Source organism: Variovorax sp. TLI9-5A (assembly GCF_056867935.1).
Genome location: NZ_CP200310.1, coordinates 3,318,568 through 3,335,412, shown reverse-complemented (window position 1 = coordinate 3,335,412; position 16,845 = coordinate 3,318,568). Strand labels below are relative to the sequence as shown.

Here is a 16,845-nt window from a genome sequence, read left to right as displayed (position 1 = left end):
AGCGAAGAGCCCTGTTCGGCGCAAATGGCCGCATAAACGGCCATGTCCTACAGCACTAATGCACTGCTCGTCAGTTCGTCTGCGAGAGCTGCTCCAGGATCGCCGGGTTCTCCAGCGTCGAGGTGTCCTGCGTGATCGCCTCGCCCTTGGCGATGCTGCGCAGCAGGCGCCGCATGATCTTGCCGCTGCGGGTCTTGGGCAGGTTGTCGCCGAAGCGGATGTCCTTGGGCTTGGCAATCGGTCCGATTTCCTTGGCGACCCAGTTGCGCAGCTCGTTGGCGATCTGCTTGGCTTCCTCGCCGGTCGGGCGGGCGCGCTTGAGCACGACGAAAGCGCACACGGCCTCGCCCGTCACGTCGTCGGGGCGGCCCACCACGGCGGCCTCGGCCACGAGGTCGGTCTTGGCGACCAGCGCGGATTCGATTTCCATGGTGCCCAGGCGGTGGCCCGACACGTTCAGCACGTCGTCGATGCGGCCGGTGATGCGGAAGTAGCCGCGGTCGGCGCTGCGCACCGCGCCGTCGCCGGCGAGGTAGATCGTGCCACCCATCTCCTCGGGGAAATAGCTCTTCTTGAAGCGTTCGGGATCGTTCCAGATCGTGCGGATCATCGAGGGCCAGGGCCGCTTGATGACCAGCATGCCGCCCGCGCCGTTGGGCAGGTCTTTGCCGGTCTCGTCGACGATGGCGGCCATGATGCCCGGAAGCGGCAGCGTGCACGAGCCCGGCACCAGCGGCGTGGCGCCCGGCAGCGGCGTGATGACGTGGCCGCCGGTCTCGGTCTGCCAGAAGGTGTCGACGATGGGGCAGCGCTCGCCGCCCACATTGCGGTGGTACCACATCCATGCCTCGGGATTGATCGGCTCGCCGACCGAGCCGAGGATGCGCAGGCTGGTCAGGTCCCAGTTCTTGGGATGCACCTTCTCGTCGCCGTCGGCCGCCTTGATGAGCGATCGGATCGCGGTGGGGGCCGTGTAGAACACAGTCACCTTGTGCTTCTCGATCATCTGCCAGAAGCGGCCCGCGTGCGGGAAGGTCGGGATGCCCTCGAACACCACCTGCGTGGCGCCGGCCGCGAGCGGGCCGTAGGCGACGTAGGTGTGGCCGGTGATCCAGCCGATGTCGGCGGTGCACCAGAACACGTCTTCGGGGCGGATGTCGAAGGTCCAGTCCATCGTGAGCTTGGCCCACAGCAGGTAGCCGCCGGTGGAGTGCTGCACACCCTTGGGCTTGCCGGTGGAGCCCGAGGTGTAGAGGATGAAGAGCGGGTGCTCGGCGTTGACCGGCACGGGCGCGCACTCGGTGCCCTGCCCCTTCAGCGCCTCGGCGAAGCTGATGTCGCGGCCCTCGACGCGGTTCCACGCGGTGGGCGTGCGCTCGTACACGAACACGGTCTTGATCGACTCGCAGCCGCCCAGCCCGATGCCGTCGTCGACGATGGCCTTCAGCGGCAGTTCCTTGCCGCCGCGCAGCTGGAAGTTGGCGGTGATCACGGCCACCGCGCCGGCGTCGATGATGCGCTCCTGCAGCGCCTTGGCCGAGAAGCCGCCGAACACCACGCTGTGGGTGGCGCCGATGCGCGCGCAGGCCTGCATGGCGACGACGCCCTCGACGGTCATCGGCATGTAGACGATGACGCGGTCGCCCTTCTTGATGCCGCGCGCCTTGAGCGCATTGGCGAACTGGCTCACGCGCGCGAGCAGTTCTTTGTAGGTGACCTTGGTGACGGTGCCGTCGTCGGCTTCGAAGACGATGGCGGTCTTGTTCTCGACCGGGGTGCCGATGTGCCGGTCGAGGCAGTTGGCGCTGGCATTGAGCTCGCCGTCGCCGAACCACTGGTAGAACGGCGCGTTCGATTCGTCGAGCGTCTTCGTGAAGGGCTTGGTCCAGTTCAGGTTGTCCTTGGCCTGGCGGGTCCAGAAACCCTCGAAGTCCTGTTCGGCTTCCTTGCACAGGGCCTCGTAGGCGGCCATGCCGGAAATGCGCGCGCCCTGCGTGGCGCGGGCGTCAGGCGGGAACACGCGGTTCTCGACCAGGACGGATTCAATGTTCTTCGATGCGCTGCTGCTCATGCTTTTTGTCTCCAGGAGGGGTGCGGCCGTAATGTCGGCGGGCCCACTTACGGGTCACTGACGAGTCCGATGTTAGAGCTTGTTTGTTTGCCCTCTCGGGGTTATCACGAGTGCGTCACTGGGACACCCCTAGAATTCGCGGTCCTCCACAACCGCCCTGCCGATGTCCGCTCCCGATCCTTTCGACACCCGGAACCCGCCCGTACCACGCCGTGGTTCGCCGCTGCGGCCCCTGCCCAAGCTGATCTTCGCGAGCCGCTGGCTGCAGCTGCCCCTGTACCTGGGCCTGATCGTGGCGCAGGCGGTGTACGTGGTGCACTTCCTGGTCGAGCTGCTGCACCTGGTGGAGGCCGCCTTCGGCTCCAAGGAGGCGCTGCAGGCACTCATCACCAGCATCGGCTACAAGACCACGGCGCCCGTCGGCACGCTGAACGAGACGGTCATCATGCTCGTGGTGCTCGCGCTGATCGACGTGGTGATGATCTCCAACCTGCTCATCATGGTGATCGTGGGCGGCTACGAGACCTTCGTGAGCCGCATGGACCTCGAAGGCCACCGCGACCAACCCGAATGGCTGAGCCACGTGAACGCCTCGGTGCTCAAGGTGAAGCTGGCCACCGCCATCATCGGCATCAGCTCCATCCACCTGCTGAAGACCTTCATCAACGCGGACAACTACACCGATCGCGTGCTGATCGCGCAGACCGTGATCCACATCGCGTTCCTGCTGTCGGCGATGGCCATTGCCTACACCGACCGACTGATGGCCCCGCCGCCGCACGCCGGCGACGGCCACTGAGCCCTGCTCCTCAGCCTGCGTGCGGCATTGCGTCCCACGCGGGCACTTCGGTGAATCGCGCGGCCAGGAAGTCGAGCATCGTGCGCAGGGTGGCCGGCATGTGCTTGCGAGAGGCGTACACGGCGTACATGCCCACCACCTGCGGCTCGAAATCGCCGAAGAGCCGGACCAGTTCGCCGGACTGCAGCAGCTGCGACGTGAGGTAGGTCGGCAGCATCGCGATGCCGGCCCCTGCCCTCGCCAGGTACATCAGGCTCGCGGCTTCATTGGTCGACACGTTGCCGCCGACGGCCACCGAAACCGGCTCCCCGTTTTCCTTGCGCGTGAAATTCCAGAGGCTGCGCCCGAAGTAGGAGTGCGTGAGGCAGTTGTGCTGCGCCAGTTCTTCCACGCTCGACGGCCTGCCGTGCTCCTTCAGGTAGGCCGGTGAGGCGCACACCACCGAGCGGCAATCGGTGAGCCGTCGCGCGATCAGATTCGGGTCGATCTCCGCCGCCACGCGGATCGCGAGGTCGATACGCTCGTCGACGAGATTCACCGCGCGGTCCAGCAGTACCAAGTCGACCGCCACGCCCGGATAGAGCCGCACATAGTCGGCCATCGCATCGGCCAACTGGGCCTGCGCGAAGGAAGTGCTGGCCGTGATTCGCAACTGCCCCCGCGGCGCCTCCGCCGGATGCCGCACCGCAGCCTGCATGTCACCCGTGAGTTCCAGCACCTGGCGGCAGCGCGGCAGGAGTTCCTCGCCGGCGGCCGTGAGGCTCAGGCGGCGCGTCGTGCGATGCAGCAGGCGCGCGCCGGTCCACTGCTCCAGTTCGGCCACGTAGCGCGTGACCACCGGGCGGGACATGTCCAGCTTGTCGGCCGCGGCCGAAAGGCTGCCCGAGTCGACCACGCTGACGAACACGCGCATTGCATTCAATCGGTCCATTCGAACGATTTTAGGAATAAACAAGCGCGCAAATCGAGGTATTTCTTTCGAAACCAGAAACCTAAGATGCGGCTCATCCCATCCGATCTTTCACAGGAGTCACCATGAGCCACATCACCATCATCGGCGCCACCGGACGCGCCGGCAGCCAGCTTCTCGAAGAGGCCCTGCGCCGCGGCCACACTGTCACCGCCATCGCCCGCAAGGCCAGCGCCAAGCTGGCGGGCCGCGCCAACGTGAAGGCCGTCGACCTCGACGTGCTCGACGGCGCCGCCCTCGAGAAGGCCCTGGCCGGCCACGACGCCGTGTTCAGCGCCGCGCATTTCGCCACCGTGCCGCCCGCGGCCATCATCGAGCCGACGAAGCGCGCCGGCGTGAAGCGCCTGCTGGTGGTCGGCGGCGCAGGCAGCCTGTTCGCGGCGCCCGGCCTGAAGGTCATCGACACGCCGAACTTCCCCGACGCCTATCGCGCCGAAGCCTCGGCCGGCGGCGTGTTCCTGGACACGCTGCGCAACAACGAGAAGGACCTGGACTGGACCTTCCTCTCGCCCTCCGCCGAATTCGTCGAAGGCGAGCGCACCGGCAAGTTCCGCCTGGGCAAGGACGACCTGCTGGTGAGCGCCGAAGGTCGCAGCTGGATCACCTTCGCGGACTACGCCATCGCGTTCATCGACGAGCTGGAAAAGCCCGCCCATTCACGCCAGCGATACACCATCGGCTACTGAAAGAAGAAAGGACCCGCGAGGGTCCTTTCTTCATGGGGCTCGCCGGCGAATCAACGGCCAGTCATGTTCTCCGGCACCACCCACTGGTCGAACTGCTCGGCCGTGAGGTGCCCCGAGGCAATCGCCGCTTCGCGCAGGCTCGTGCCTTCCTTGTGCGCCTTCTTGGCGATGTAAGCCGACTTGTCGTAGCCGATGTGCGTGTTCAGCGCCGTCACCAGCATCAGCGAACGCTGCACCAGCTCCGTGATGCGTTCGCGATTCGGCTCGATGCCCACCGCGCAGTGGTCGTTGAAGCTCACCATGCCGTCGGCCAGCAGGCGCACGCTCTGCAGGAAGTTGTGCGCCACCATCGGGCGGAACACGTTCAGCTCGAAGTTGCCCGAGGCGCCACCGATGTTGATGGCGACGTCGTTGCCGAACACCTGCGCGGCCAGCATCGTCACGGCTTCGCTCTGGGTCGGATTGACCTTGCCCGGCATGATCGATGAACCGGGTTCGTTCTCGGGAATGCTCAGTTCGCCGATGCCGCTGCGCGGGCCGCTGGCGAGCCAACGCACGTCGTTGGCGATCTTGTTCATGCTGGCGGCCAGCGTCTTCAGCGCGCCGTGGGCGTGCACCATGCCGTCGATGCTGGCCATGGCCTCGAACTTGTTCGGCGCCGTCACGAACGGCAGGCCGGTGAGCTTCGCGAGTTCGGCGGCCACCTGTTCCGCATAGCCCTTGGGTGCGTTCAGGCCGGTGCCGACGGCCGTGCCGCCCAGTGCCAGTTCGCACAGGTGCGGCAGCGCGGCGCGCACATGCGCCTCGCCATGCGCGAGCTGCGCCACGTAGCCCGAGAACTCCTGGCCCAGCGTGAGCGGCGTGGCGTCCTGCAGGTGGGTGCGGCCGATCTTCACGATGTCGGCGAAGTCCTTGGACTTCTGCTCCAGCGTGCCGCGCAGCTTGGCGATGGCCGGCAGCAGCTTGTGGGTGATGGCCTCGACGGCTGCCACGTGCATGGCGGTCGGGAACACGTCGTTGCTCGACTGGCTGCGGTTCACGTCGTCGTTCGGGTGCACGAGGCGGCCTTCGCCGCGCTCGCCGCCGAGGATCTCGCTGGCGCGGTTGGCCAGCACCTCGTTGACGTTCATGTTGGTCTGCGTGCCCGAGCCGGTCTGCCAGACCACCAGCGGGAACTCACCCGGGTGCTTGCCGGCGATGACTTCGTCGGCGGCCGCCACGATGGCGTTGGTCTTCTTCTCGTCCTGCAGGCCCAGCGCGTGGTTGACCACGGCCGACGCGCGCTTGACCTGCGCCAGCGCCTTGATGATCTCGCGCGGCTGCTGCTCGCCGGAGATGTCGAAGTTCTGCAGCGAGCGCTGGGTCTGCGCGCCCCACAGCTTGTCGGCCGGCACGTCGATCGGTCCGAAGGTATCGCGCTCGGCACGGGTCTTGGGGGAAGTCGTCATGAGAAAAAGCTCCGCAGGATCATGAAAGGTCGCGCCGCTCGGCGGGCGCGAGCCCGAGTATCGGCCAATAGGAATAGCTCGCATCTGACGGGGCCATTGGCTGGCCGCTGACATCACGATACGCCTCCCGCCTTGACCGCATCATGTCGAAAAGTTATGATCGAAGCCTTCTGACGACCAACAAGTCATGATGAGTTCGGGTTCCCCGCTCTCTTGAACTTGCCGGTCACCCCTTCACTACTCGCGGATCTCCGAATCCCGTCGCGGTGCAAGGTTCTCCCGCCGGGCCCAGCCCGGCAAACCGGCCGGATCTTTTCCGTCCCCATTGCCACGTCACGCTCATCCAGGCGGCGCCCCTCGACCAGGCCCGTTGCCCTGCGAATGAAGCATCCGGCGGGCACTGGCTTCGTCGCCATGTCGTCTTCAGTGCCTGCCGGCAGCCCATGCGTTGGGCTGGGGGCGTGGTCGCGTCGCTCCTGCGTGCTTTCCGGCGGGGGCGGCGATCTGTCAACCCTTCACCCAAGGAGCCCCGACGTATGGCCAAAGGAATTCTCATCGACCATGTCTTCAAGGTGTTCGGCGACGAGCCCGAACAAGCCCTGGAGCTGGTCCGGCAAGGACTTTCGAAGAAGGAGATCCTGGCGCGCACCGGCCAGTCGATCGGCGTGTTCGACGCCACCTTCGATATCCAGGCCGGAGAAATCTTCGTCATCATGGGGCTCTCGGGTTCGGGCAAGTCGACGCTGGTGCGCCTGCTGAACCGCCTGATCGAGCCGACCGCCGGGCGCATCGTGATCGACGGCGCCGACATCAACGAACACTCCGACGCCCGCCTGCGCGCGCTGCGCCGCAAGGACATCAGCATGGTGTTCCAGTCGTTCGCGCTGATGCCGCACATGACGGTGCGCGAGAACACCGCCTTCGGCCTCGAGCTCTCGGGCACCGGCAAGAGAGAGCGCCTCGCGCAGGCAGACAAGGCGCTCGCGCAGGTGGGCCTGGCGGGCTGGGGCGACAGCTACCCCGACGAGCTCTCGGGCGGCATGCAGCAGCGCGTGGGCCTGGCGCGGGCATTGGCCTCGGACCCGTCGATCCTGCTGATGGACGAGGCCTTCTCGGCGCTCGACCCGATCATCCGCACCGAGATGCAATCGGAGCTGCTGCGCCTGCAGCAGGAGCAGCGCCGCACCATCGTCTTCATCTCGCACGACCTCGACGAGGCGATGCGCATCGGCGACCGCATCGCGATCATGAAGGACGGCCAGGTGATCCAGGTCGGCACGCCCGACGAGATCCTGCGCAGCCCCGCCAACGACTACGTGCGCAGCTTCGTGCGCGGCGTGGACGCGGCGGCCGTGTTCAAGGCCGGCGACATCGCGCGCAAGCAGCTCACCGTGGTCTGCGAGCACCCCGAGCGCGGCGCGCGCGCGGCGCTCAAGCAGCTGGAAGACCAGGACCGCGACTTCGCCTATGTGACCAGCCCCAACAGGCGCTACCTGGGCACGGTGTCGGCCGACACGCTGCGCGCCGCGCTCGACGGCCATTCCGGCCCGCTGGGCCTGCGCCACGCCTTCCTGAACGACCTCGGCACCATCGACGCCGATGCGCCCGTGGCCGGCCTCTTCGGCCAGGTAGCCCAGGCGCCGTGCGCGATGCCGGTGGTGGCGGCCGATGGCCGCTTCTGCGGCGCGATCAGCAAGACGACGCTGCTGAAATTCCTCGACCGCGACACGCCGCCGATCGACCCGGCGCACCAGCCCCAGCAACCCGTGGCCGCCGCAACCGCAGCGACAGCCGCCTGAACGATTTCGAAGGAACAACCGATGAACGACACCGCACTGCCCTCCGAACTCGCACCGCTGAACGACGCCGCGACCGTGCTGGCGACGCCTGCCCCCGCCCCGGTCGACCCGTGGGAGGCCCTCTCCGCCGCGCCCGACGCCACCGCGACCAGCGCCTGGCTCGACGCCCCCGCGCAGCTCGACAGCGCCCACCTGCTGGCCGGCCACGCCGATGCAGCCACCGGCGGCTTCCAGCTCCACCGGCTCTGGGACGGCTCGCTGCCCGTGGAGTCCTGGATCAACAGCGGCCTGGGCTGGGTGGTCGAGCACTTCCGTCCCTTCTTCCAGACCGTTCGCCTGCCCATCGACAGCACGCTGAACTCGGTGCAGAGCCTGCTCACCGGCCTGCCCACGCTGGCGATGATCGCGCTGATCGGCCTGCTGGTCTGGCAGTTCGCCGGCCGCGCGCTGGCCATCGGCACCACGGTGGCTCTGCTGCTGGTGGCCATGCTGGGCATCTGGCCCGAGGCAATGGTCACGCTGTCGCTGGTGCTGACCTCGCTGGTCTTCTGCATGGTCATCGGCCTGCCGCTGGGCGTGCTGCTGGCCAGCAGCGACCGGGCCCAGCGCGTCATACGCCCGGTGCTCGACGCGATGCAGACCACGCCCGCCTTCGTGTACCTGGTGCCGGTGGTGATGCTGTTCGGCATCGGCAACGTGCCGGGCGTGATCGTCACCATCGTCTTCGCGCTGGCACCGCTGGTGCGCCTGACCAACCTCGGCCTGCGCCAGGTGCGCCCCGACCTCATAGAGGCCGCGCGCGCCTATGGCGCCTCGCCCTGGCAGATGCTGGTGAAGGTGCAGCTACCGCTGGCCATGCCCTCGATCATGGCGGGCATCAACCAGGCGCTGATGCTGTCGCTGTCGATGGTGGTCATCGCCTCGATGATCGCCGTGGGCGGCCTGGGCCAGATGGTGCTGCGCGGCATCGGCCGCCTCGACATGGGCCTGGCGACCGTGGGCGGCGTGGGCATCGTGCTGCTGGCGATCTCGCTGGACCGCTTGACGCAGGCCATGGGCAAGTCGCGCCGCAGCGCCGGTCGCCGCTGGTGGCACACCGGCCCGGTGGGCCTTGCGCTGCGCATGCTGCAGCGTGCCGTGGCACCGGCTCACGCCGATGCCGAACCCGCCCCCGCCCTGTCGGCGCAGGCGCGATGAACGGAGGAATCCGCCACATGAACTTCATCAACCGGAAACCCCGATTCATCGCACGCGGCCTGCTCGCCCTCGCCTTCGTGGCCTCGGGCGTTGCCGCCCAAGCCTCCGCCGACCTGCCCGGCAAGGGCATCAAGGTGCAGCCGCTGAAGAGTTCACTCGCCGAGGAGGCCTTCCAGACGCTGCTGGTGATGCGCGCGCTCGAGAAGCTCGGCTACACCGTCGAGCCCATGAAGGACCTGGAGCCCGCCACCGAGCACCTGGCCATCGCCAACGGCGACGCCACCTTCATGGCCAACCACTGGAGCCTGCTGCACGCCGACTTCTACAAGAACAGCGGCGGCGACGCCAGGCTGTGGCGCAAGGGCGTGTACTCCGACGGCGCGGTGCAGGGCTACCTCATCGACCGCAAGACGGCCGAGCAATACAACATCACCAACATCGCGCAGCTGAAGGACCCGGCCATCGCGAAGATGTTCGACACCGACGGCGACGGCAAGGCCGACCTCACGGGCTGCAACCCCGGCTGGGGCTGCGAGCTGGCCATCGAGAACCACCTGACGGCCTACCAACTGCGCGACACCGTCAGTCACAGGCAGGGCAGCTACGCCGCGCTCATGGCCGACACCATCGCGCGCTTCAGGCAGGACAAGCCGGTGCTGTACTACACGTGGACGCCGTACTGGGTGAGCGCCGTGCTGCGCCCGGGCGCGGACGTGGTGTGGCTGCAGGTGCCCTTCTCCTCCTCTCAGGGCGATGGCGGCAATGTCGACACGCAGCTGCCCAACGGCAGGAACTACGGCTTCCAGGCCAACCAGGAACAGATCGTCGCCAACCGGGCCTTCGTCGAAAAGAACCCGGCCGCCGGCAGGCTGTTCGAGGTGATGAAGCTGCCCATCGGCGACATCAACGCCCAGAACCTGCGCATGAGCCAGGGCGCGAACACGCAGCAGGACGTGGAGCGCCACGCCGACGGATGGATCAGGGCGCACCAGCAGCTCTTCGACGGCTGGGTGGAGCAAGCCCGGGCTGCGGCAAGGTAGGCGGGGCAGGCGCCGCGGCTGAGATAATCGGGGGGCGTTTCACATTCCTAAAAAGCCCCCACCATGACGACCACGATCCAGCAGGCCGACCTGATCGAATCGATCAGCGCCGCGCTGCAGTACATCAGCTACTACCACCCCGCCGACTACATCGCCCACCTGGCCCGCGCCTACGAGCGCGAGCAGAGCCCCGCGGCCAAGGACGCCATCGCGCAGATCCTGACCAACAGCAAGATGAGCGCGACCGGCCAGCGCCCGATCTGCCAGGACACCGGCATCGTCAACGTGTTCCTCAAGGTGGGCATGGACGTGCGCTGGGGCGGCTTCACCGGCAGCCTGGACGACGCCATCAACGAAGGCGTGCGCCGTGGCTACAACCACCCCGACAACACGCTGCGCGCCTCGGTCGTGGCCGACCCGCAGTTCGACCGCAAGAACACCAAGGACAACACGCCCGCGGTGATCTTCACGGAGATCGTTCCGGGCGACAAACTTGAAGTCACCGTGGCCGCCAAGGGCGGCGGCAGCGAGAACAAGAGCAAGCTGGTCATGCTGAACCCCGGCGACAGCGTGGTCGACTGGGTGCTCAAGACCGTGCCCACCATGGGCGCCGGCTGGTGCCCGCCGGGCATGCTGGGCATCGGCATCGGCGGCACGGCCGAGAAGGCGGCGCTGATGGCCAAGGAAAGCCTGATGGACGACCTCGACATGCACGAGCTGCTGGCCAAGAAGAACTCGGGCGCCGAGCTCAGCAAGGTCGAGGCGCTGCGCGTCGAGCTGTACGAGAAGGTCAATGCGCTGGGCATAGGCGCGCAGGGCCTGGGCGGCCTGGCCACCGTGCTCGACGTCAAGATCCAGATGTACCCCACGCACGCGGCGAGCAAGCCCGTGGCGATGATCCCCAACTGCGCGGCCACGCGCCACGCGCACTTCACGATGGACGGCAGCGGCCCGGTCTACCTCGAAGCGCCCTCGCTCGACCTGTGGCCCGACGTGAACTGGGCGCCCGACGAGAAGAAGAGCAAGCGCGTCGACCTCGACAAGCTCACGCCCGCCGAAGTGGCGAGCTGGAAGCCGGGCGACACGCTGCTGCTCAACGGCAAGATGCTCACCGGCCGCGACGCCGCGCACAAGCGCATCCAGGGCATGCTGGCCAAGGGCGAGAAGCTGCCGGTGGACTTCACCAACCGCGTCATCTACTACGTGGGCCCGGTCGATCCGGTGAAGGACGAGGCCGTGGGCCCCGCCGGCCCCACCACCGCCACCCGCATGGACGGCTTCACCGAGATGATGCTGGCGCAGACCGGCCTGATCGCCATGATCGGCAAGGCCGAGCGCGGCCCGGTCGCCATCGAGGCCATCAAGAAGCACAAGAGCGCCTACCTCATGGCCGTGGGCGGTGCCGCCTACCTGGTCAGCAAGGCCATCAAGACCGCCAAGGTGGTGGGCTTCGAGGACCTGGGCATGGAAGCCATCTACGAATTCGACGTGGTCGACATGCCCGTGACGGTGGCGGTCGATGCTGGCGGCACCAGCGCGCACATCACCGGTCCGGCCGAGTGGCAGAAGCGCATCGCCATGGGCGAGTTCAAGACCATCATGATGGAAGAAGCCTGAGTTGAGCCCGGTAGGCGTCTTCGACAGCGGTGTCGGCGGGCTCAGCGTGCTGGCCGCGCTGAGGGCCGAACTGCCGCACGAGAACTTCGTCTACTTCGCCGACACGGCCTATGCGCCCTATGGCGAACGCGGAGACGCCTACGTGATCGAGCGCTCGCGCGCGGTGGTCGAACACCTGCTGCGCGAGCACGGAATCAAGGCGCTGGTGGTGGCCTGCAACACGGCCACCACCGCTGCCATCCACCTGCTTCGGGCCGACCACCCCGACCTGCCGATCGTCGGGCTGGAGCCCGGTCTCAAGCCCGCCGTGGCGGCGAGCCGCACGGGGCACATCTCGGTGCTGGCCACGCGAGGCACGCTGGCCAGCGCCAAGTACGCGGCCCTGCGCGCCTCGTTCGCCGGATCGGCCGACGTGAGGCCGGTGCCCTGCGACGGCCTCGTGAAGGCCATCGAGGGCTTCGACTCGGCCGGCATCGCGGCACTGAGCGAACGCTACATGGCCGAGGCCGGCCCCTTCGGCGACGGGCACGGCGAAGTCGACACGGTGGTGCTCGGCTGCACCCACTATCCGCTGGTGAAGGACGAACTGGGCAAGCATGCACCGGCCACGCTGCGCTTCATCGACACGGGTGTGCCGGTCGCGCAGCAGACGCGGCGCCTGCTCGCATCGGCGGGGCGGCTCGCCGACGGCACCGCAGCCACGGGAAGCCTCTTGCTGCAGAGCAGCGGCGACGTCGCCGTGCTCGAAGCCGCGGCCGCCAAATGGCTCGGGCTTTCCGCAGCCGCCACAGCCTGAACCGCTCCATGCGCCTGCTGCTGCGCCACGCCGCCCTCTTCCTCCTGGGCCTTTCAGCCGCCGGCCTGAGCCACGCGGCCTGCGAAAGCGGCCTTGCCGAGCGCATGCATGCCAAGCTGCACCCCAACCGCCAGCTCGACGAGCGGCTCGCGGCCTGCAAGGTGTGGCCGGCCTTTCCGGGGCGCAGCATCGTCGTGCTGCCGATGCCGCGCGAAACCACCGACCGGGGCGCCAAGGTCTTCGACCTCGAAATCTTGCTGATCCAGCGCCCCGACAACGGCAACACCGACCGCGACACCGTCATCGGCCGGCTGCTGCAGCCAGAGGCGCTCGACGAGGACGCCACCACCTCGATCCAGGACATCCGCATCGACACCTCGCGCTACGTGCTGTCGTCCGAGGCGCGCGCCTTCGGCGTGCGGGTGCGCTACAGGGGCAGCAACGCACCCGGCAGCCCGCTGGCGAGCGAGACGGTGCGACTGTACGTGCACCACGGCAAGCAGATGCGCCAGGTGCTGCAGGAGATCGAGCTCGACCACGACCACGGCGGATGGGATTCGGCCTGCACCGGCCACTTCGAGAAGCTGCGCACCATGCTGTCGGTCGGCAAGGGCAGCAGCAACGGCTTTGCCGACCTGCAGCTGTCGCGCACGCTGCTGCAAAGCCGCGCGCAGGAGCAGGAAGACCAGGGCTGCGTCGAGAAGGCCCTGCCCCCGAAGTTCAACACCGTCACGCTGCGCTACGACGGCGAGCGCTTCAAGGTGCCGAAGTCGCTCCAGCAGCAAGTCCCCTGACGGGAGCCTGATCCGCGGCCCGTTTTTCACCAGGCCGTCACACAAAAGTACCAGCATGCGCGGTTTGTCAAAAAGTATTGCCGCGCACAATGAACTCCCCCTCCCAGACTCGCATTCCCTTCAAGCCCCTGCTGCTCGCCGGCGCGCTCGCGCTGGCTCTGAGTGCCTGCGGAGGTGGCAGTGGCGGCTCCGGCGGATTCTTTCCGCCGATCAGTTCGGCGCCGCCGGCCGCCCAGCCACCGGCACAACCGCCGGCCGCGCAGCCTGAGCCCGACCAGCTCGTCTCCAAGGCACGGTTCACGCCCAATGCGGGCACCACCAAGGGCTCCTCCGACGCATCGACCGCCATCGCGCTGCCCGACAACTTCATGATCGTGGCGGACGACGAGGCCAACGTGCTGCGCGTCTACCCGCGCGGCGGCGGCGCCGCGGTGAAGGAATGGAGCTACGAGCTCGAAGGCCCCAAGCTCACCAAGGAACTCGACCTCGAGGCCGGCACCCGCGTCGGCGACACGCTGTACTTCACCGGCTCGAACAGCAACAAGAAGGATGGCGGCGACGCGGCCGCCGACCGCTCGCACCTGTTCGCGGTCAAGGTCACCGGCACGGGCGCAGCCACCGCCTTCGACTACGTCGGCCAGTTCGCGCTGCTCGAAGCGCAGCTCATCGCCTGGGACTCCGGCAACGCGCACGGCCTCGGCGCCAACCGTTTCGGCTTTGCCGTGTCGGCCGCGGCGGGCATCGCGCCCGAGCGGGTCGACGGCTTCTCCATCGAGGGCATGACCAGTTCGCCCGGCGACACCGCGCTGTGGCTCGGCTTCCGCGCGCCGCAGACGGGTACCACGGTGCGCTCCAAGGCGTTGATCGTGCCGGTGCAGAACTACGCCGCGCTGGTCGGTGGCACCGCCACGCAGGCCACTTTCGGCGCGCCCATCGAGCTCGAACTCGGCGGCCGCGGCATCCGCTCGATCGACAAGGGCACCGACGGCAACTACCTGATCGTCGCCGGCCCCGCGGGCCCCGGCGTGCCGGAGGTGGACCGCAACTTCGCGCTCTTCGCATGGGACGGCAACCCGAACAGCGCGCCGGTCGAGCTTTCGAACGACCTCGACGCGCTGCGCAAGGAAACCGGCGGCAGCTTCGAATCCGTGGTCGAGGTGCCGGGCCCGGTGAAGGCCGGCACGCAGGTCCAGCTGCTGCTGGACAACGGCGACACCAAGTGGGACGGCAAGACCGCCTCGAAGGACCTGCCCGCCGCCGACCAGAAGTTCGACGGCTTCGTGGTGCGCCTGGGCTCGCCGCTGGTGGACACCACCGCGCCGAAGCTGCAGAAGGCCACGCCGGCCGGTCTCGTGGGCGTAAACCTCGACACCGCGATCACGCTGTCGTTCAACGAGGCCGTGCGCCTGGGCTCGGGCAGCATCGTGCTGCACAAGGCCGACGGCAGCGTGGTCGAGACCTTCCACGCAAACAGCCCCGCCGCCCGCCTGCAGGTGGCGTTCAACAAGCTGAAGCTGATCCCGTCGGCGCCGCTGGCAGCGAGCAGCGGCTACTACGTCACCATCGATGGCAATGCCATCACCGACCCCGCCGGCAACGCCTTCGCCAGCATCAGCGACGCGACGAAGCTGAGCTTCACCACGACCGCCGGCGCCACGACGCTTGCCGCTGGCGACCTGCTCTTCATGGCCGCCAACGCCGAGGCGCCCGACGCCTACGCCTTCGTGCTGCTGAAGGCGGTGAACGGCGGCACGAAGGTGCTCTTCACCGACCGCGACCGCAAGACGGGCACGAACGAGTTCACCGGCATCACCAACGAGACGGCCTTCTTCTGGACCGCCGACCGCAACCTGCCGGCCGGCACCATCGTGACCATCCAGACCGACGTGACGGGCAATCCGATCGCGGACAAGGGCTTCACGCTCGGGTCGCCGGGCGGCATCGGAAAGTCGGAAACCGTCTACGCCATCGCGGGCGGCACCATCGCCGGGTTGGGCGACGGCGTGGCGGGACAGATCACCGCCGTCGGCGACTACCTTGCAACCATCACGCTGGGCGGTGACGCGGGCTCCATTCCCGACGCCGTCACGACAGCCGGTACGGGCATGAGCTTCAAGGTCACGCCCGCCAACCAGACCAACGCGATCTACACCGGCTCGCTCGACCGTTCGGATCTCGCCGCCTTCGCGGCCCGCGTGAAGGACCCGGCGAACTGGACGGTGCGCTATGCACCGGAAGTCGGCTGGCCGCTGACCAACGACAGCCTGTTCGGCGACAAGCTGCCCTGATCGCCGGCGGCAGTCAGGAGGAAGCGCGCAGCGCGGCCTGGCGGCCGCGCCGCATGTCGATCGGCAGCAGCAGCAACAGCCCCGCCACGAACAGCACCGTGGTTGAAAGAATCGCGATGCGCTGGTTGCCGCCGGACATCCAGGTGATGGCGCCGAAGCTCAGCGGGCCGACGATGCTCGCCAGCCGCGTTGCGAAGGTCCAGAGCCCGAAGAACTCTGCAAGCTGCTTCGGCGGCGCCAGGTAGCCCGTCATCGCGCGGCCGGCCGACTGGCTCGATCCCATGGCCAGCCCCGCGATGGTCGCTGCCCACCAGAAACCGCCCTTGGTGGTGACCAGCGCGGCGATCACGCAGACCGCGACCCACGCGATGAGCGTGCCGGCCAGCGAGATCTTGTGGCCGATGCGGTCCTGCACATAGCCGAAGCCGAAGGCTCCCAGCGAGGCCGCGATGTTGAGCACGAAGATCAGCACCATGGTCTCGCTCGCCACGAAACCGATCACCTGCTCCGCATAGATGGCAGCGAGGGTGATGGCCACAGCCACGCCGCCCTGGTAGCAGACGGTGCAAGCCAGCAGCCACATGAAGTCGCGGTACGAGCGCGCCTGCCGGTAGGTAACGAGCAGCTGCTGCCAGGCACCCTGCTCGCTGCCCGTGGCACGCGGTTGCGCGCGCTCGGGCAGCAGCGCGAAGGTCGCGCAGGCTGCGAGCCCGTAGATGGCCGCCGTGATCAGCATCGTGACGGGCACGAAGTGCGCCGCCGGCAGCCCCTTGGATTGGGACCACAGCACATAGGCCAGGCAGATGCCCAGCGCCAGCATGCCGCCGACATAGCCGAAGGCCCAGCCCCATCCGCTCACCTTACCCATGCCTTCGGCCGTGGCCAGCTCGGGCAGGAAGGCGCCCGTGAGGGACTCGCCGTAGGAATAGAAGGCGTTGGAGACGATGATCAGCGCCATCGCGAGCGCTACGCCACCGGCGCCGGTGAAGCTGGGGGTGACGGCAAGCGCCGCCGTCGCGAAAACGCAGCCCAGGGTTGCGAGAACCAGGACCCGTTTCTTTGCCGCGCGCAGATCGGCCCAGGCGCCGATGGCGGGCATCGTGAGCATCACGATGGCGTAAGAGGTGCTGAGCGCGGCCGTCCACGCGAAGGCGGCCCATGGAGCACCCTTGGCGATGCCGCCCACGAAGTAGGCGGCGAATACTGCAGTGATGACGACAGTGGTGTAGCCAGAGTTGGCGAAGTCGTACATCGCCCAGCCGAAGACCTCGCGCTTGCGCACGCCCGGTTGCAGCGCTGAGGCGGGGAACAGGGCCATGCGCGGAGTGCCGCGGGCGGCG

The 16,845-nt window shown here is 67.8% G+C and carries 13 protein-coding genes; 9 read left to right on the top strand and 4 right to left on the bottom strand.

The genetic code is table 11. From position 1 onward, the window contains the following. Positions 1-70: 70 nt before the first annotated feature. The gene (gene acs / locus AC1VNX_RS15775; protein WP_483157538.1) at positions 71-2,071 is read right to left on the bottom strand and encodes an acetate--CoA ligase; all 2,001 of its coding nucleotides are present in this window, start codon (positions 2,069-2,071) and stop codon (positions 71-73) included. Positions 2,072-2,234: 163 nt separating this feature from the next. Here acs and AC1VNX_RS15770 point away from each other — a divergent pair, with 163 nt between their 5' ends. Then, positions 2,235-2,870 carry a YqhA family protein gene (locus AC1VNX_RS15770; RefSeq protein WP_483157537.1) on the top strand — a complete coding sequence of 212 codons (636 nt, stop codon included), beginning with the start codon at positions 2,235-2,237 and terminating at the stop codon, positions 2,868-2,870. Between the two features lie 10 nt (positions 2,871-2,880). Here AC1VNX_RS15770 and AC1VNX_RS15765 read toward each other — a convergent pair whose 3' ends face one another. Beyond that, on the bottom strand, positions 2,881-3,801 hold the full coding sequence (locus tag AC1VNX_RS15765; RefSeq protein ID WP_483157536.1) for a LysR family transcriptional regulator: 921 nt from the start codon (positions 3,799-3,801) through the stop codon (positions 2,881-2,883). 104 nt (positions 3,802-3,905) lie between these two features. Here AC1VNX_RS15765 and AC1VNX_RS15760 point away from each other — a divergent pair, with 104 nt between their 5' ends. Then, complete coding sequence (locus tag AC1VNX_RS15760; RefSeq protein ID WP_483157535.1) at positions 3,906-4,526, top strand: NAD(P)-dependent oxidoreductase; 621 nt, start codon at positions 3,906-3,908, stop codon at positions 4,524-4,526. A gap of 50 nt (positions 4,527-4,576) precedes the next feature. On the opposite strand, the gene fumC is transcribed toward AC1VNX_RS15760, so the two are convergent. Further along, entirely contained in the window at positions 4,577-5,974 is a 1,398-nt protein-coding gene (gene fumC / locus AC1VNX_RS15755) for a class II fumarate hydratase (protein ID WP_483157534.1), read from the bottom strand. Between the two features lie 536 nt (positions 5,975-6,510). On the opposite strand from fumC, the gene proV reads away from it, so the two are divergent. The 7 genes from proV (at position 6,511) to AC1VNX_RS15720 (ending at position 15,505) form a co-directional block, all read left to right on the top strand. Continuing rightward, positions 6,511-7,773: a glycine betaine/L-proline ABC transporter ATP-binding protein ProV gene (proV, locus tag AC1VNX_RS15750; protein WP_483157533.1), complete on the top strand. Its 1,263-nt coding sequence runs from the start codon at positions 6,511-6,513 to the stop codon at positions 7,771-7,773. A 21-nt stretch (positions 7,774-7,794) separates the two neighbouring features. Beyond that, positions 7,795-8,970 carry a glycine betaine/L-proline ABC transporter permease ProW gene (proW, locus tag AC1VNX_RS15745; protein ID WP_483157532.1) on the top strand — a complete coding sequence of 392 codons (1,176 nt, stop codon included), beginning with the start codon at positions 7,795-7,797 and terminating at the stop codon, positions 8,968-8,970. A 17-nt stretch (positions 8,971-8,987) separates the two neighbouring features. Then, complete coding sequence (gene proX, locus AC1VNX_RS15740) at positions 8,988-10,010, top strand: glycine betaine/L-proline ABC transporter substrate-binding protein ProX (RefSeq protein WP_483157531.1); 1,023 nt, start codon at positions 8,988-8,990, stop codon at positions 10,008-10,010. Between the two features lie 63 nt (positions 10,011-10,073). Then, positions 10,074-11,627, top strand: a complete 1,554-nt coding sequence (locus AC1VNX_RS15735) for a fumarate hydratase (RefSeq protein WP_483157530.1) — start codon at positions 10,074-10,076, stop codon at positions 11,625-11,627. A 1-nt stretch (position 11,628) separates the two neighbouring features. Beyond that, the gene (gene murI, locus AC1VNX_RS15730; RefSeq protein WP_483157529.1) at positions 11,629-12,423 is read left to right on the top strand and encodes a glutamate racemase; all 795 of its coding nucleotides are present in this window, start codon (positions 11,629-11,631) and stop codon (positions 12,421-12,423) included. Further along, positions 12,390-13,217 (top strand): PA3715 family protein, encoded by an 828-nt coding sequence (locus AC1VNX_RS15725; RefSeq protein ID WP_483157528.1) that lies wholly within the window; start codon positions 12,390-12,392, stop codon positions 13,215-13,217. Before murI ends, AC1VNX_RS15725 begins: the two co-directional genes overlap by 34 nt. 89 nt (positions 13,218-13,306) lie before the next feature. Beyond that, positions 13,307-15,505, top strand: coding sequence for an Ig-like domain-containing domain (locus AC1VNX_RS15720; RefSeq protein WP_483157527.1), 2,199 nt, complete (start codon positions 13,307-13,309; stop codon positions 15,503-15,505). 13 nt (positions 15,506-15,518) lie between these two features. Here the strand turns inward: AC1VNX_RS15720 and AC1VNX_RS15715 are convergent, their stop codons facing one another. Next, positions 15,519-16,823 (bottom strand): MFS transporter, encoded by a 1,305-nt coding sequence (locus AC1VNX_RS15715; RefSeq protein ID WP_483161962.1) that lies wholly within the window; start codon positions 16,821-16,823, stop codon positions 15,519-15,521. Positions 16,824-16,845: the final 22 nt, after the last annotated feature.

Coding starts and splice junctions, on each gene's coding strand:
- acs (WP_483157538.1), bottom strand. CDS start 2,071: ATGAGCAGCAGCGCATCGAAGAACATTGAATCCGTCCTGGTCGAGAAC.
- AC1VNX_RS15770 (WP_483157537.1), top strand. CDS start 2,235: ATGTCCGCTCCCGATCCTTTCGACACCCGGAACCCGCCCGTACCACGC.
- AC1VNX_RS15765 (WP_483157536.1), bottom strand. CDS start 3,801: ATGGACCGATTGAATGCAATGCGCGTGTTCGTCAGCGTGGTCGACTCG.
- AC1VNX_RS15760 (WP_483157535.1), top strand. CDS start 3,906: ATGAGCCACATCACCATCATCGGCGCCACCGGACGCGCCGGCAGCCAG.
- fumC (WP_483157534.1), bottom strand. CDS start 5,974: ATGACGACTTCCCCCAAGACCCGTGCCGAGCGCGATACCTTCGGACCG.
- proV (WP_483157533.1), top strand. CDS start 6,511: ATGGCCAAAGGAATTCTCATCGACCATGTCTTCAAGGTGTTCGGCGAC.
- proW (WP_483157532.1), top strand. CDS start 7,795: ATGAACGACACCGCACTGCCCTCCGAACTCGCACCGCTGAACGACGCC.
- proX (WP_483157531.1), top strand. CDS start 8,988: ATGAACTTCATCAACCGGAAACCCCGATTCATCGCACGCGGCCTGCTC.
- AC1VNX_RS15735 (WP_483157530.1), top strand. CDS start 10,074: ATGACGACCACGATCCAGCAGGCCGACCTGATCGAATCGATCAGCGCC.
- AC1VNX_RS15725 (WP_483157528.1), top strand. CDS start 12,390: ATGGCTCGGGCTTTCCGCAGCCGCCACAGCCTGAACCGCTCCATGCGC.
- AC1VNX_RS15720 (WP_483157527.1), top strand. CDS start 13,307: ATGAACTCCCCCTCCCAGACTCGCATTCCCTTCAAGCCCCTGCTGCTC.
- AC1VNX_RS15715 (WP_483161962.1), bottom strand. CDS start 16,823: ATGGCCCTGTTCCCCGCCTCAGCGCTGCAACCGGGCGTGCGCAAGCGC.